Source organism: uncultured Winogradskyella sp., assembly GCF_947498345.1.
Lineage (GTDB): Bacteria > Bacteroidota > Bacteroidia > Flavobacteriales > Flavobacteriaceae > Winogradskyella.
In genome coordinates this window covers 588,616-602,388 of record NZ_CANMJY010000001.1, presented here as the reverse complement: position 1 = coordinate 602,388, position 13,773 = coordinate 588,616, and the positions used below count along the sequence as shown (strand labels likewise).

Genomic DNA, 13,773 nt, shown 5'->3' with positions numbered 1-13,773 from the left:
TAAGGATTAATCAGTTATTTTATCAAAAATAACGTTATTATCTTTATTTATAGCTTTATAAACACCAAATGGTGCTTCTTTTTTTATTGCCAAATAACTAGCATCTTCTTGCAAATGATCTAAATAACGTTTATCATCTGATAAATACGAAAATAAATTCCTGAAAAAATTCACTGAAGTCTTAAATTCTAAATCCTCAGGAACTTGTTTTTTTGGCCATTTAACAGCAAGTGCTGCAGTAAATACAGATTTAACTAAATCCTTATCGTCTTGCTTTATTTTAGCTTCGTAAATACTATTCATACCCACAAAGCCTCCATGATCTGCCATAATAACAACTAAACCATTTGGGTCTTCTTTCTCAATAGCTTCTATCATTTCTTTTAGCCAGACATTAGCTGTCTTTAAGTTTTCAATATATGCCAAACGTTCACCTTCCTTTCCTAAATTATCTAGTCGGGATTGTGCAATATGGCTAGGTATTATTTTTTCTATGAAATAGAAGTTTTTAGTATCAGAATTTAAATGCATCTCCGTTTTAAGATCATCTACAAGATTTCGTTGAATATCAAAACCTTGAGTTAAATAAGGCATTTCATCAAATGAAATATTTTGATAATCGTAATTAACTTTTGGGCGATTGGCAATTAAATATTCGCTTTCCAAAAGCAATGATGTTTTATAATTATTATTCTTGAATATCTTAATTACAGGGTTATTACCCGCTATAATACGTCTCGATTTGTAACACTCAACAGTCTTAAAAATTAGCTTGTTATATAAATGATGCCTCATTGAAAAAAGTGAACTATTAGAGCTTATTGTAGAAAAGTAATTACTTCTATAGTCATTATACAATGTAAAACCTTGAAGTTCTAAATAGTTCTCAAATTCAGAATTATCAATGTTGTAATGTCCTCTTTTTAATTCAGAAAAATTAGCATAACCATCGGGCTGAATTAAATATATGTTTGGTGTGTTTTTAAATACAACTGCTTCGATATTATCTGGTTGTTGCATCCAATCCGTAGATTGAAACATTAAAGCACCAAGTTTGGGTGTAATGTAAAGCAAGGCTACAAAAGCTAAAAAAAACTGAAACACAATAAACTTCTTAATGTGCTTTGTTAAAAATACTCCTAACAATACTGTAGTAACCAAAATGATTACAGAGTTAAGTCTGCTTAAACCCGATGTATTTATAGCAAGTAGTACTCCAAACCATAATATATTCAATACCGATATTATATAGCCTTTATATGCTTTAAGAGTATCAATTTTAGAGAAAATTAATCTTAAAATGAGAATTGATATAAGTGGAATACCAATATAAGCTATGACAAAGAAACCTATATGTTCTATTGAATTTACATATCCAAAATTAGAGGCAAAATAATACAGAATAGGATATAAACCTGCAGCAATAGCAGCAATATATGGAGTCTCTTTTTTCGATTTTATAAACCTTAATATAAACATACGTAAATTATCAATCATGTCTTATTTCTAATAACACTTGAAATCTAACTATGTGAAGAATTTTAGGATTTCCCAGAGCTGTCGTTTTCAATCTCCGAGTCTTTTATGTCTATATCATCAAAAACATCTTCTTCTTGTGGTTTTGCCATACCAAAAAACATCTTGATTTTATACATTAAGTTTTTAGAAAAGAGCACTACACCTGCAACAGCAGCAATAATAGCCTGAATAATCATGGCTCCTAATCCTGGGTCGAAATAAAGAAAATGCATAGTCATTGTTTTGGTAAATATAAAACTTCTTATTTTAAATTGACTTATTTCGTTTACGATCTACTTCTTTTAATAAGATTTTTCTAAGCCTAAGATGATTTGGTGTCACCTCTACGTATTCATCTTTCTGAATGTACTCTAAAGCTTCCTCTAAAGAAAATTTAATAGCCGGTACAATCTTAGCTTTATCATCAGCTCCTGCAGAACGCACATTACTTAACTTTTTGGTCTTTGTTACATTAACAACCATATCGTCACCACGAGAATTTTCACCAATAACCTGACCTTCATAGATATCTTCCCCTGGGTCAATAAAGAACTTCCCTCTCTCTTGTAATTTATCAATAGAATAAGGAATAGCTTGTCCATTTTCCATAGATACTAAAGATCCGTTCTGACGTTCTGGTATACCACCTTTTAATGGCTGATATTCTTTAAAACGGTGAGCCATAATAGCTTCGCCTGCAGTTGCAGTTAACAACTGATTACGTAAACCTATAATTCCTCTAGACGGTACAATAAACTCACAAACCATTCGATCAGCTTTGGCTTCCATACTTAGCATTTCGCCTTTTCGCATAGTTACCATTTCTATAGCTTTACCAGAAACATGTTCAGGTAAATCTATAGTCATTTCTTCAAAAGGTTCACATTTAACACCATCAATCTCTTTGATGATAACTTGTGGTTGACCAATTTGTAATTCATAACCTTCGCGACGCATAGTTTCTATTAATACTGATAAATGCAATACTCCTCTACCAAAAACCATAAACTTATCCGCACTATCAGTGTCTTCAACCCTAAGCGCTAAGTTCTTTTCCAGCTCTTTGGTTAAACGCTCTTTAATATGACGAGAGGTTACATATTTCCCATCTTTACCAAAGAAAGGAGAATCATTGATTGTAAACAACATACTCATCGTAGGTTCATCAATTGCTATGGTCTTTAACCCTTCAGGGTTTTCAATATCTGCAACCGTATCTCCGATTTCAAAACCTTCAAGCCCTACTATAGCACAAATATCACCTGCTTGCACTTCTTCTACTTTTTTACGACCTAAACCTTCAAACGTATGTAATTCTTTTATTTTACTTTTTACAATAGAACCATCTCTTTTTACCAAAGAAATTTGCTGGTTTGCTTTTAAAGTTCCTCTCGTTAATCGCCCTATTGCTATACGACCCGTAAAGCTTGAAAAGTCTAAAGATGTAATCAACATCTGCGTAGTTCCTTCTTCAATTTTTGGTTCCGGAATGTGCTCAATCACCATATCCAATAATGGTTCAATATTATCCGTAGGCTTTTCCCAATCCTCACTCATCCAATTTTGCTTAGCTGACCCATATACCGTTGGGAAATCTAATTGCCATTCTTCTGCTCCGAGTTCGAACATTAGATCAAATACTTTCTCGTGTACTTCATCTGGTGTACAATTTTCTTTATCTACCTTGTTTACTACCACACAGGGTTTTAAACCTAAATCAATCGCTTTTTGTAATACAAAACGGGTTTGTGGCATAGGGCCTTCAAAAGCATCAACCAATAGTAAAACACCATCAGCCATATTCAATACACGTTCTACTTCACCTCCAAAATCCGCGTGACCAGGAGTATCAATGATATTAATCTTAGTATCTTTATAAACTACTGATACATTTTTAGATGTAATAGTAATTCCGCGTTCGCGTTCTAAGTCATTATTATCTAAAATTAAATCCCCTGTATTCTCATTTTCGCGGAATAACTGACAGTGGTACATAATCTTATCTACCAAGGTAGTTTTACCGTGATCTACGTGTGCAATAATTGCAATGTTTTTAATCTTCGTCATAACTGATGCTGATTTTAAGCGCGCAAAGGTACATCTAATTATCCTCATTTCGTTAATTATATGTTATAATTTGAAAATCAGGCAATTTCAATTCGTATCTTGTCGTTATAGAAATTGATTAATAGTAAAAGCCTTTTCTTATCAACCGCTAATTGGGCTATTTACGTCTGAACCCTAAAAAATTAAAAGCAGATGAATGCAATTAGCAAATACACTAAGTTTATTCCCTACCTTTATTTTTTATCGGTAATCGTATATTGGTTTACAGATATTAATAAAAGTGAAGGGCTTTCTGCATATCCAATCTTATTATTTGCAATTCCTTTTTTATGGCAATTGATTAAACCTAATCGAAAATTAAATTTCTCTTTGGGTATTATATTCGTTTGTTTGTCTTCTTACCTCATATTAGCTTATTTATCAAATGTGCTCAATATTGTGAATTGGTCTGAAGCTTCTAAACGTTTATTGTTTTATGGAGGTCTATTAGTGGTTGGCAACTTTGTAATGTCACTTTGGATTATTCGTAATAGCATAAAAAAGGTTTTTTAAAATGTTATCTTTGCGACTTAATATTTAAGTCTTAAGCTTTGATTTCAATTCCAAAACTAAAACACTCCGATTCTGAAAATTTCTTTTTGCTTTGCGGACCCTGCGCCATTGAAGGTGAAGATATGGCATTACGTATTGCTGAAAAAGTGATTTCTATTACTGATAAACTCAAAATCCCTTATGTTTTTAAGGGCAGTTTTAAAAAAGCAAATCGCAGTAGAATAGATAGTTTTACAGGAATTGGTGATGAAAAAGCCTTGAAAATACTCAAAAAAGTTTCAGACACATTTAATGTTCCTACAGTTACAGATATACACGAAGTATCTGATGCTACAATGGCTGCTGAGTTTGTTGATGTTTTACAAATTCCTGCATTTTTAGTAAGACAGACAGATTTAGTTTTTGCAGCTGCAAAAACAGGAAAAGTAGTTAACCTTAAAAAGGGACAATTTATGAGTCCCGAAGCTATGAAACATGCTGTACAAAAAGTAAAAGATGCTGGCAATGACAAAGCCTGGATTACGGATAGAGGTACTATGTTTGGTTACCAAGATATGATTGTAGATTTTAGAGGAATCCCAACGATGCGCCAATATGCACCTACAGTTTTAGATGTAACGCATTCGCTTCAACAACCAAACCAAAGTATAGGGGTTACAGGTGGACGACCAGAAATGATTGAGACTATAGCCAGAGCTGGTGTAGTTAACAATGTAGATGGCTTATTTATTGAAACACATTTTAATCCTGCAAATGCCAAAAGTGATGGTGCCAATATGCTACATTTAGATAATTTGGAAGGTTTGCTAACTAATCTGGTTGCAATTAGAAAATTGGTCTCTACCTTTTAGACCGTTTGGACTTTAAAATTAACTTAAACGGATTGATGTTAATTTCTAATTGCTTTTGAAGTACATAGACCACAACTTCATGATTAATGTCTTCTACAGATTTATAACGCAATGATCTTATTGATTTTCGGTTAGCATCTATAAAATGCTCTGTATACTGATCCATTTGGTCAAAATGCCAAAACGCTAAGTCCACATAATCTTTAGACTGATTCAAAAAACATAGCGGGATACCATTATTGTAAAAGAAAGGTATTCTCCATTTGTAAAGCAACTCTGCATTTGGAGCTACAGCTTCTATAATAGTTTGCAATTGAAGTAATATTGATCTATATGGCTCAGATTGCTTTAGAATGTATGCTTCTGCCGGGTTCACGATAAATTAAATTATTATATATTTATTATATGAAGACATTATTTACAATTATACTTACTTTATTTATTTTAAATTCTTACTCTCAAAATTACAAATTGATTGATGAAAAGGTTAAAAACTACCCAAAGTTTAACCAAATTGATGAATTAGTATCTTACGTAAATACTAATTTTAATTCAGATATAGAAAAGGTAAGAGCATTTTACACCTGGTCTGCATATAATATTACTTACGATTTAAATACATTTAATGCTATAAAACCCAAAACTCTAGGTATAGTGTTTGACTCAGCGCGGTTAAATAAAAGTATTGAAAATCAAAAAATCAAAAAAACAGCTGAAAAAGTTTTTAAAAATCGAAAAGCATTATGTTTAGGCTTTAGCTACCTTTTTAGAGAACTTTGTTTAAAATCTAATATTGAAGTGAAAATTATTAAAGGCATTACTAAAACTTCAGCAAACAATATTGAAAACCCAAATTATTTAAAAAATCATGCATGGAATGCTGTAAAAATCAATAATAAATGGAAACTTATCGATGTAACGTTCTCTTCTGGTTATTTAAATAATACTACAGGTAAATGGGTTAAGTTTTTTAACGATTTCTATTTCTTTACAAATCCCAAAAAATTCTTAACATCACATTTGCCAGCTCAAGCTGAATTTCAATTTATTGCAAATCCATTAAGTACGGAAGATTTTTTTTCTCGTCCTATTTATTATAGAAAGTATTTTGAAAGCGGCTTACAACTCTCAGACTCTCAAAGTGGTCTTTTGCAAATCATTGGTAATAGCAAAAAAGTTAGTATCAGCTTTAAAAGTAAAAATTACAATGGTACTATATACTACAAGTTTAACAATGAAAGTACACTAAAAAGGTTATCATTAACAAAAAATGATATGAATAATTACATAGCATATTTAAAATGTAAATCAAAGAGATCTAAATTCTTAAGTCTATACTATAAAAATGAAAAGATTTTAGACTTTAAGATTGAAGGATAATCTATAAAACACTTAAAATACCTATCACAATAAGTGCTATACCAATAATAGCTTTAAAAGGCATTAGCTTATCAGAAAGTTTTCTAAGTGAACCTTCCAAAGCAGGAACTTTACCAAATGCATGAGTTAACAAGAGTATACCTCCCAAAATACTTACTAGTCCCAATAGACTAAATTTTAAAATCGGAAGTACCACTAGTGCTCCACCTATAACGGTTTGAAAAGGGGTTAATACACCAGCAATTTTGTTAAAAAAATTGCTTTCACCATCCCATTTATCGAGAGTTGCCAGTCCAAGTAAGATTCCACCAGAGATTTGAGCTATTGCAAAAAGAAGACCAATCATGTTATTTTAATTTTTATTATTAGTCGCTAAATTTTTTATTCTGTTACATTGAGTATTGATAGAAATCATATGTAATCTACTTTAATGCTCAATCATAAATTTAGTTAATATCTTCTAAAATAGTTTTGTGAGAATGAAATAAATTTATTTACTTTGTATTTCAAAGTACTTTTTATTATGAGCAACGAAGATTATTTAAAAGACATCAGCGAGATCAAAAGTTTAATGAACAAATCGTCTCGTTTTATATCATTGAGTGGTTTATCTGGAATCTTAGCTGGTATCTATGCTTTAATTGGAGCTGCCGTTGCTTATTGGTTGGTAGTCACCTATAGTGGTGGTAAGCTATACATATTTAATGGGTGGGTATTTTGGGCAAGCATGCTAGTGCTACTTATGGTAGCCTTTTTAAGTGCCTTAACTGGTATTATACTTACAACTAGAAAGGCTAAAAAAAATAATGAAAAAATATGGGATAGCTCCTCACGTCGATTATTGTTCAATTTCTTAATTCCACTAATAGTTGGTGGTATTTACTGTTTTATAATATTAAACCAGGGACGATATGGACAAACTGGAGGGTTAATGCTTATCTTCTACGGTTTAGCTCTGGTTAGTGCATCAAAATATAGTATTGGTGATATTAAATATTTAGGGTATATAGAAATTATTTTAGGACTAATAGCTAGCTATTATCCTGGCTATGGATTTTGGCTATGGGTTATTGGCTTTGGTATTATGCATATTTTATATGGAACCTGGATGCATTTTAAATACGATACTAAATCATAGTATAATGAAAAACATTATTAACATCCTGTTATTAGTAATAGTTACCATTACACTTTCATGTAGTCGTAACGAAGGAAATTTTACCATTTCTAATGAAAGTGATTTTGATATAGATTCTTTATATCTGATACCAGATTCTAAAAAACAAATTATCGAAATAAAGAAAGGAGAGCAGGTAAATCTTGATATAAAAATGGATGAAGTTAAATCTGATGGAAGTTATCTTATCTCGTTCGTAAATTCGTCAACTAATCAAAAAAAATCAAAAAGTTTTGGATATTATACTAATGGCTATCAAATGGAAGATATTATTAATATCAGAATTTTAAACGATACTATTTTGATTAGTGCTAAATTCGATGACATATTCTAACTAAAAAGAGGTTCCTGCCTTAGCAGGAAATTATGAGCATAATCACAAACATAAACAAACTTTTTGACCACAGGATACGACTGGGTATTATGTCTGTTCTAATGGTTAATGAGTATGCTGATTTTAATACCTTAAAAGAGTTGTTAGGAGCTACAGACGGTAATTTAGCAAGTCATACCAAGGCTTTAGAAAAAGCAGAATATATACTGGTAGAAAAACAATTTATAGGTCGAAAACCAAATACGAGATATAGCGCTACTAAACTCGGTAAAGCAGAATTTAGAAAACATATTGAAGCACTAGAAAAATTGATAAAGAAAACATAATCTATTTTTTTAATTATTTACTTTGAAAAACAAAGTACTTTAAACACAACATGTAATGAAAAAATTTGCCGTTGAACCAAATCAAACCCATCTACTATGAACAACCTATTTCACAAAATAAAAGCTTTAAGAAAACAACTAATCATTTGGATGTTTGAACATTCTCAACGTATGTACACTTCATTATTTAAAAATCATGAATCCTGGAATATCACAAAAGCTGATTTACTAAATCTACCAGAACCTACTTTTGGAAGACATTTGGGCAAATTCTTAGATGAAAATAATTTTGAACTCATTCCTAAAGTAGAGCGTCACGATTGTTATCATGTACTTTGTGGTTACAGTACCAAAGTCGAAGATGAAATCGCTTTGCAATGCCTTTGCTATGGTAATGGTAAACGAAGCCCATATCTATATGGAGCTATCTTACTAGGTGTTGCTATACTTCCAGACTATTATAAGTACTACTACAAGTCTTATAAAGCTGGTAAGCACGCTAATCCTTTTCATCATTTCGACTATAGAAAGCTTCTAAATACATCTTTGAATGATTTACGAGCTATAATCTTTTCAAAGTCAACACTCATATATCAGAAAGCATAAAACATAATATAAAATCACGTCACCATGGAAAACACAGAAAAACAAAATACACCTAATCAACCTAATAAATTTGGAAATTGGTTAAAAACATCTATAACAGCACGAATGATTATCGTTGGTATCCTCGTAATGATTCTATTGATTCCTTTAACCTATGTTAATATCCTTATAGAAGAACGTGCATACCGACAGCAAGATGTGGTAAAAGAAATTAATAACAAATGGGGAAATGAAGTAACAATGTATGGCCCAATTTTAAAACTTCCATACAAGACCTACTCAGAAACTTCAACCTTTAACGAAAAAACTAAAGCATATATAAAAGAAACTAAAACACATATTAATTATGCTTACATATTTCCTGAAACCCTAAGCACCAATGCAAATGTAAAATCAAAATCGTTGCACTTAGGAAATTTTGAATCTGCAGTTTTTACTTCAAAAATAAGATTGAATGGCCGTTTTAATACCATAGACTTAAGTTCTAAAGATATTAAACAAGAGGATATTATGTGGAATAAAGCATCAATGCTGTTTAAAACCACCAATTTAAAAGGTATAAAAACTGAAATGGAAATTAAGCTTAATGGAAATTCTTACCCCTTTGAAACAAATTTTAGTGAAAACAATAATTATAAAAATCACTTAGATGAGCTAGAAACAGGCTTCTTAAATGAAGTTATGCTGAAAAACACTTTTAAATATGATATGAATATCACTTATGATGGTAGTGAGCAAATAAAGCTTATACCTGTTGGTAAGACTACAGTAATGTCTATGGATTCTAATTGGGCAGACCCTGGATTTATTGGTAATTACTCACCTAATGACGAGACCCGAAGTATTACAAAAGATGGTTTTAAAGTAGATTGGAAAGTCCTTTCTATTAACCGTGCTTTTTCCAATATGTACTTCAATAAAATTCCAAATCTAAATCAGTTTGCCTTTGGAACTAAGTTCGTTGTTTTAGTCGATGAATACCAAAAAAGTGAACGCTCGGCCAAATATGGATTTTTAGTTATAGGCTTAACTTTTTTGTTGTTTTTTCTTATTCAAACTTTGAGTAAAATACACATTCATCCTTTTCAGTATTTAATGATTGGGTTAGCATTGATTATGTTCTATACATTGTTAGTATCCATATCAGAGCATAGTAACTTTTTAAAAGCATACTTAATTGCAGGCGTTTCGGTTGTTCTACTGATAACACTTTATTCAAAATCTATACTCAAAAACATTAAGTTCCCAGCTTTTATAGGCATTTCATTAACAGCATTATACGCTTTTATCTATGTAGTTATTCAACTAGAAAATTATGCTTTACTCGTTGGTAGTATTGGCCTATTTATAATCTTAGCGATAGTAATGTATGTGTCACGAAAAATAGATTGGCACAATGGTTAGGTTAGTGTGATGCGCCTCGCTCATAAGTTATTCTGTAAAAAATAAGCGAGGTTTCATTAAATCATAAACGTTATGAAAGTTATCCAAAACATAAAAAACACTTGTAAAATTACTGCTCTGGTAAGTTTTATAATAGGTACTATTTTGGTAATTCTATTTGCAATAACAAGAACATACACTCCAATAGTGACTATAGGCATATTCTATGTCTACATCGCTGTGATAATTAATCTTTTAATATTCATTTCTGTATTACTATCAGCATTTTATTTTTGGAAATATAGGCTAGAACTATTTTACCATTGCGGCTTATTATTAATGAATATACCCATAGCTATAGCATATTTTATCATTGTATTAAAATTAATTGGTTTATAACTATGAAACTACGATTCAATAAACATTATTTAGCATTAGCCCATTCTATCTTTTTAATAGAATTAGCCATTGCATTTATTATAAAAACAGGATTTATCCGCTACACTTTTGGCGATTATCTCGTAGTCATTTTACTGTATGCAATTTTTAGAGGATGCACCAATCTGAGTGTGAGGGCCTCAGCTTTGGTCGTCCTCTTAATTGCCTATAGCATTGAATTGCTTCAACTCACGCCCTTCTTAACCTACTTTAATTTACAACATAGCTTTACAGCTAAACTTATTTTAGGAAGCACATTTCAGTTCGGAGATATTATTGCTTACACTTTAGGAATACTTACAGTTTTATTAATAGAATATTACAATGGAAACCATAAAAACACTGATACAGTCAAAATTTAAAACCTTATCCTTAGTCACAGTAGCTTTAGCGTTTAGCATTATAACGCTAATGGTAAGAATTAAGCTCAACAAGTCATTCTTCTATTTATTTCTAGTGTGGAATGTCTTTTTAGCCATTATACCATACTCCATCACCATGTATCTAAGCTCAAAAATAGCAATCAATAAACTTAAACTTGTACTTTGGTTTTTTGCTTGGTTAGCATTTTTACCTAATGCTCCTTATATCGTTACGGATTTAATTCACATTAGAGTTGGAAACGATTCACTCTTATGGTTAGACGTCTTGGTTGTGTTGTCTTTTACTTTAACTGGTTTACTCCTCTTCTACCTTTCTATCTTAGATATGCAAAAGTTAATTGCGTCAAAGTTTAAGCGTTTACCAATTACAACATTAACGCTGCTTATAATATTTCTATGTGGATTTGGAGTCTATCTCGGTCGATTTTTGCGCTATAACTCATGGGAAATTATTAGTAATCCTCAAGTTCTAATATCGGATGTATTTCATATTTTGTTATCGCCATTTCAAAATTCTGATGCTTGGTTATTTACTTTAGGCTTTAGTGGATTTTTATTGATTGGTTATTGGATTTTTAAAAACCTTATTAATTTCCATCCACATAATCTTGAAGGTAACTAAAACGTTCTGTCAATTGCCCATCTTCAGTAGTGATTCTGGCACGCTTTAAAATTCCTCTTTCATCATTATTAAAAAATGCAGGAATCACATGCTCTACAAAGGTTTCACCAAAACCTTCACTAGCATCTTTAGGTAATTCGCATGGTAAGTTATCAACTGCCATAACTGTTATTGCATCTTTAGCATCAAAAGCGGTTTCTTGTTCTGTTTGTGGATTGTAACCATAAAAGGGATCTGCAATGGTAGAAGGTCTAATTGTGCTTGCCACTGGCCCATCAATATCACAAGATACATCAGCCACTAAATTGATTCTAAATTCTGAATGCCTTGCATCTTCTCTGGTAAATAAGTATGGTGCATTATTCCCATAGAAATGCCCAGCAATAAAATAATCGGTTTGTTTAGCATAAGGCATAAAATTACTTTTATAACCTGTAGGATCTTTATAGAATTCTCGCTTATCACCTACTTTACCATCAGAGCGTTTAGCATACTCCATAACATCAGCCATAACGTAAACAGGTTCAGTAAATTTAGGTGTTGTTAAGTATAACGCATCACTAACCTCTTTGATCTCTAAATGGTCTAATATTTCTTTGGCCCCATAAGCTACTTTTCCTGTTCCAGTTAAAAGAATTTTAATATTAGGAATGGTAATTTTATCTAATTCAGCTTTTACTTCATTTAAATCAGCAAGTGTTTCAACTTTGGGTAAATTAAACAACCCGTTACGCAAACCTAAGGCTCTAAACCCATTGTAAGCACCAACTAAACCTGCATAACGTCCAAAACCTATTAACCTTGCTCCGCTTTGCTTTACAATAGTTTCATGATCGTACATTTCTATATTTTTCTCTAACATAGCTAACAACAACTTTCTATTGTAGGGTTGTTTTTTAATGGTATGAGAGAAATAGAAATATTTTTTATTGGGAATTAAATGCTCAACAGGAACCTCCTTAACACCAATCATAACATCAGCATCAGATACATCATCAGTAACCTCAAAACCTAACTTAGCGTAAGCTGAATCAGGAAATACTCTAATATCAGAGGATTCTACCACAAATTCTGCTTCAGGAAACTTGCTTCTGGCTTCTGCTAAGGTTTCTGGTGAAAAGACAACACGTCTATCTGGTGGGTTTTTACGTTCTTTTATTATGGCAAATTTCATAGTACTATTGATTTAAAAACTGACAAAACTGTCAATTTTTACTCTGGAAAAATTTTTGCACGAAAATAACTGGATTTAAGAGGTTGCACAACTTTTTTTGTAACTTCGCCATCCTTTTTATAAGAAAAGGGATATCATTTATTGATGAGACCCTGAAACTAGTTCAGGGTTAATTTGATTTCGCAAAACAAGATTTTGCTATCTCATTAAGGGGTCGACTGGTTTTGACAGCGAGATTAATTAAATGGTAAGCACGTCGTGTAATGGCATTGACACACGTAAAAGGCTAGACCAAATTTTAAACGGCGAGAATAACTACGCTTTAGCTGCATAATCTGAATTATAGTAAGATTAAGCCTCGGCTCACAAGGTGAGCAAGCTTTATGTCTCCAGAAAGCCTTAGTTAATGGCGTTCTTTTTAGAGGCATCGTAAATATTAACTAAGATCGGGTAGCGCTTTGATGCCTTTTCGAGATTTAGAAGCTAAGTTATAAGTAGGTTGTCTTTAACCAGCTTATAATCGAAAACTCAAGTATAGACTAAGCGTGTAGAAAGCTCTTTGGTTACTTGTTTGGACGAGGGTTCGAGTCCCTCCGACTCCACTATAAACCCTTGTATTTACCATAAATACAAGGGTTTTATTTTTTGGTTGATAATTGAGTTGATAATTGAGTTGATAATTTCCAATCATTTTAATGTAAATTTTAAATTATGAAAACAATAAGTACAACACTAACTTCTAAAGAAAGTAATCAACTATTGAAGAAAATAGACGAGTTCTTGGAAAACCAGATTAAAGAAAAACGTTCTAAGCTAAAACAGATGATTGATCATACAAATTGGAACGAAGTTGATTCCAAAAAGCTTCTCCTAAAACTAATCGAATATCAATCATAATTCACCAATTAAACGTCATATTGCTTACACGCTTAATTAACGTTTATTTACGTTAACTTTAGAAA

The 13,773-nt window shown here is 31.6% G+C and carries 18 protein-coding genes and 1 other RNA gene; 13 read left to right on the top strand and 6 right to left on the bottom strand.

Translation table 11 applies throughout. The features are described from left to right. Positions 1-6: 6 nt before the first annotated feature. Genes Q0912_RS02810 through typA form a run of 3 tightly spaced genes read right to left on the bottom strand, consistent with a single transcriptional unit; the run spans position 7 to position 3,585 of the window. Positions 7-1,497, bottom strand: coding sequence for a hypothetical protein (locus tag Q0912_RS02810; protein WP_299111777.1), 1,491 nt, complete (start codon positions 1,495-1,497; stop codon positions 7-9). Between the two features lie 44 nt (positions 1,498-1,541). Continuing rightward, entirely contained in the window at positions 1,542-1,751 is a 210-nt protein-coding gene (locus Q0912_RS02805; protein ID WP_299111775.1) for a hypothetical protein, read from the bottom strand. Between the two features lie 34 nt (positions 1,752-1,785). After that, positions 1,786-3,585, bottom strand: a complete 1,800-nt coding sequence (gene typA / locus Q0912_RS02800) for a translational GTPase TypA (RefSeq protein WP_299111773.1) — start codon at positions 3,583-3,585, stop codon at positions 1,786-1,788. A 192-nt stretch (positions 3,586-3,777) separates the two neighbouring features. On the opposite strand from typA, the gene Q0912_RS02795 reads away from it, so the two are divergent. Both Q0912_RS02795 and kdsA read left to right on the top strand, forming a co-directional pair. Continuing rightward, positions 3,778-4,137, top strand: a complete 360-nt coding sequence (locus tag Q0912_RS02795; protein WP_299111771.1) for a hypothetical protein — start codon at positions 3,778-3,780, stop codon at positions 4,135-4,137. A 47-nt stretch (positions 4,138-4,184) separates the two neighbouring features. Beyond that, positions 4,185-4,988, top strand: a complete 804-nt coding sequence (gene kdsA, locus Q0912_RS02790; protein WP_299111901.1) for a 3-deoxy-8-phosphooctulonate synthase — start codon at positions 4,185-4,187, stop codon at positions 4,986-4,988. On the opposite strand, the gene Q0912_RS02785 is transcribed toward kdsA, so the two are convergent. Further along, complete coding sequence (locus tag Q0912_RS02785) at positions 4,978-5,364, bottom strand: DUF1801 domain-containing protein (RefSeq protein ID WP_299111768.1); 387 nt, start codon at positions 5,362-5,364, stop codon at positions 4,978-4,980. The two genes, kdsA and Q0912_RS02785, sit on opposite strands and share 11 nt — an antisense overlap. A gap of 29 nt (positions 5,365-5,393) precedes the next feature. Here Q0912_RS02785 and Q0912_RS02780 point away from each other — a divergent pair, with 29 nt between their 5' ends. Beyond that, on the top strand, positions 5,394-6,368 hold the full coding sequence (locus Q0912_RS02780) for a transglutaminase domain-containing protein (protein ID WP_299111765.1): 975 nt from the start codon (positions 5,394-5,396) through the stop codon (positions 6,366-6,368). Between the two features lies 1 nt (position 6,369). Here Q0912_RS02780 and Q0912_RS02775 read toward each other — a convergent pair whose 3' ends face one another. Beyond that, positions 6,370-6,714, bottom strand: coding sequence for a hypothetical protein (locus Q0912_RS02775; RefSeq protein WP_299111763.1), 345 nt, complete (start codon positions 6,712-6,714; stop codon positions 6,370-6,372). 177 nt (positions 6,715-6,891) lie between these two features. Between Q0912_RS02775 and Q0912_RS02770 the strand changes: the two genes are divergently transcribed. The 8 genes from Q0912_RS02770 (at position 6,892) to Q0912_RS02735 (ending at position 11,637) form a co-directional block, all read left to right on the top strand. After that, positions 6,892-7,506, top strand: coding sequence for a hypothetical protein (locus tag Q0912_RS02770; RefSeq protein WP_299111762.1), 615 nt, complete (start codon positions 6,892-6,894; stop codon positions 7,504-7,506). A gap of 4 nt (positions 7,507-7,510) precedes the next feature. Next, positions 7,511-7,879, top strand: coding sequence for a hypothetical protein (locus Q0912_RS02765; RefSeq protein WP_299111760.1), 369 nt, complete (start codon positions 7,511-7,513; stop codon positions 7,877-7,879). Between the two features lie 32 nt (positions 7,880-7,911). After that, complete coding sequence (locus Q0912_RS02760; protein WP_299111759.1) at positions 7,912-8,205, top strand: transcriptional regulator; 294 nt, start codon at positions 7,912-7,914, stop codon at positions 8,203-8,205. Positions 8,206-8,301: 96 nt separating this feature from the next. Next, positions 8,302-8,811: a Coq4 family protein gene (locus tag Q0912_RS02755; protein ID WP_299111758.1), complete on the top strand. Its 510-nt coding sequence runs from the start codon at positions 8,302-8,304 to the stop codon at positions 8,809-8,811. Between the two features lie 24 nt (positions 8,812-8,835). After that, positions 8,836-10,215, top strand: a complete 1,380-nt coding sequence (gene creD / locus Q0912_RS02750) for a cell envelope integrity protein CreD (protein WP_299111756.1) — start codon at positions 8,836-8,838, stop codon at positions 10,213-10,215. 72 nt (positions 10,216-10,287) lie between these two features. Next, a complete protein-coding gene (locus tag Q0912_RS02745; RefSeq protein ID WP_299111754.1) occupies positions 10,288-10,593 on the top strand; it encodes a hypothetical protein in 306 nt (101 codons plus the stop codon). 2 nt (positions 10,594-10,595) lie between these two features. Continuing rightward, on the top strand, positions 10,596-10,994 hold the full coding sequence (locus tag Q0912_RS02740; RefSeq protein WP_299111752.1) for a DUF2809 domain-containing protein: 399 nt from the start codon (positions 10,596-10,598) through the stop codon (positions 10,992-10,994). Beyond that, positions 10,957-11,637 (top strand): DUF1361 domain-containing protein, encoded by a 681-nt coding sequence (locus Q0912_RS02735; RefSeq protein WP_299111750.1) that lies wholly within the window; start codon positions 10,957-10,959, stop codon positions 11,635-11,637. Before Q0912_RS02740 ends, Q0912_RS02735 begins: the two co-directional genes overlap by 38 nt. Here Q0912_RS02735 and Q0912_RS02730 read toward each other — a convergent pair. Next, a complete protein-coding gene (locus tag Q0912_RS02730) occupies positions 11,603-12,811 on the bottom strand; it encodes an NAD(P)-dependent oxidoreductase (RefSeq protein ID WP_299111747.1) in 1,209 nt (402 codons plus the stop codon). The genes Q0912_RS02735 and Q0912_RS02730 overlap by 35 nt on opposite strands. Positions 12,812-13,021: 210 nt before the next feature. Here Q0912_RS02730 and ssrA point away from each other — a divergent pair. Both ssrA and Q0912_RS02720 read left to right on the top strand, forming a co-directional pair. Next, positions 13,022-13,416, top strand: a transfer-messenger RNA (tmRNA) gene (gene ssrA, locus Q0912_RS02725). A gap of 106 nt (positions 13,417-13,522) precedes the next feature. Further along, the gene (locus Q0912_RS02720) at positions 13,523-13,708 is read left to right on the top strand and encodes a hypothetical protein (protein WP_299111746.1); all 186 of its coding nucleotides are present in this window, start codon (positions 13,523-13,525) and stop codon (positions 13,706-13,708) included. Positions 13,709-13,773: the final 65 nt, after the last annotated feature.

Excerpts from the sequence above, each read along its gene's own strand:
- Q0912_RS02810 (WP_299111777.1), bottom strand. The coding sequence starts at position 1,497 with ATGATTGATAATTTACGTATGTTTATATTAAGGTTTATAAAATCGAAA.
- Q0912_RS02805 (WP_299111775.1), bottom strand. The coding sequence starts at position 1,751 with ATGCATTTTCTTTATTTCGACCCAGGATTAGGAGCCATGATTATTCAG.
- typA (WP_299111773.1), bottom strand. The coding sequence starts at position 3,585 with ATGACGAAGATTAAAAACATTGCAATTATTGCACACGTAGATCACGGT.
- Q0912_RS02795 (WP_299111771.1), top strand. The coding sequence starts at position 3,778 with ATGAATGCAATTAGCAAATACACTAAGTTTATTCCCTACCTTTATTTT.
- Q0912_RS02780 (WP_299111765.1), top strand. The coding sequence starts at position 5,394 with ATGAAGACATTATTTACAATTATACTTACTTTATTTATTTTAAATTCT.
- Q0912_RS02775 (WP_299111763.1), bottom strand. The coding sequence starts at position 6,714 with ATGATTGGTCTTCTTTTTGCAATAGCTCAAATCTCTGGTGGAATCTTA.
- Q0912_RS02770 (WP_299111762.1), top strand. The coding sequence starts at position 6,892 with ATGAGCAACGAAGATTATTTAAAAGACATCAGCGAGATCAAAAGTTTA.
- Q0912_RS02765 (WP_299111760.1), top strand. The coding sequence starts at position 7,511 with ATGAAAAACATTATTAACATCCTGTTATTAGTAATAGTTACCATTACA.
- Q0912_RS02760 (WP_299111759.1), top strand. The coding sequence starts at position 7,912 with ATGAGCATAATCACAAACATAAACAAACTTTTTGACCACAGGATACGA.
- Q0912_RS02755 (WP_299111758.1), top strand. The coding sequence starts at position 8,302 with ATGAACAACCTATTTCACAAAATAAAAGCTTTAAGAAAACAACTAATC.
- creD (WP_299111756.1), top strand. The coding sequence starts at position 8,836 with ATGGAAAACACAGAAAAACAAAATACACCTAATCAACCTAATAAATTT.
- Q0912_RS02745 (WP_299111754.1), top strand. The coding sequence starts at position 10,288 with ATGAAAGTTATCCAAAACATAAAAAACACTTGTAAAATTACTGCTCTG.
- Q0912_RS02740 (WP_299111752.1), top strand. The coding sequence starts at position 10,596 with ATGAAACTACGATTCAATAAACATTATTTAGCATTAGCCCATTCTATC.
- Q0912_RS02735 (WP_299111750.1), top strand. The coding sequence starts at position 10,957 with ATGGAAACCATAAAAACACTGATACAGTCAAAATTTAAAACCTTATCC.
- Q0912_RS02730 (WP_299111747.1), bottom strand. The coding sequence starts at position 12,811 with ATGAAATTTGCCATAATAAAAGAACGTAAAAACCCACCAGATAGACGT.
- Q0912_RS02720 (WP_299111746.1), top strand. The coding sequence starts at position 13,523 with ATGAAAACAATAAGTACAACACTAACTTCTAAAGAAAGTAATCAACTA.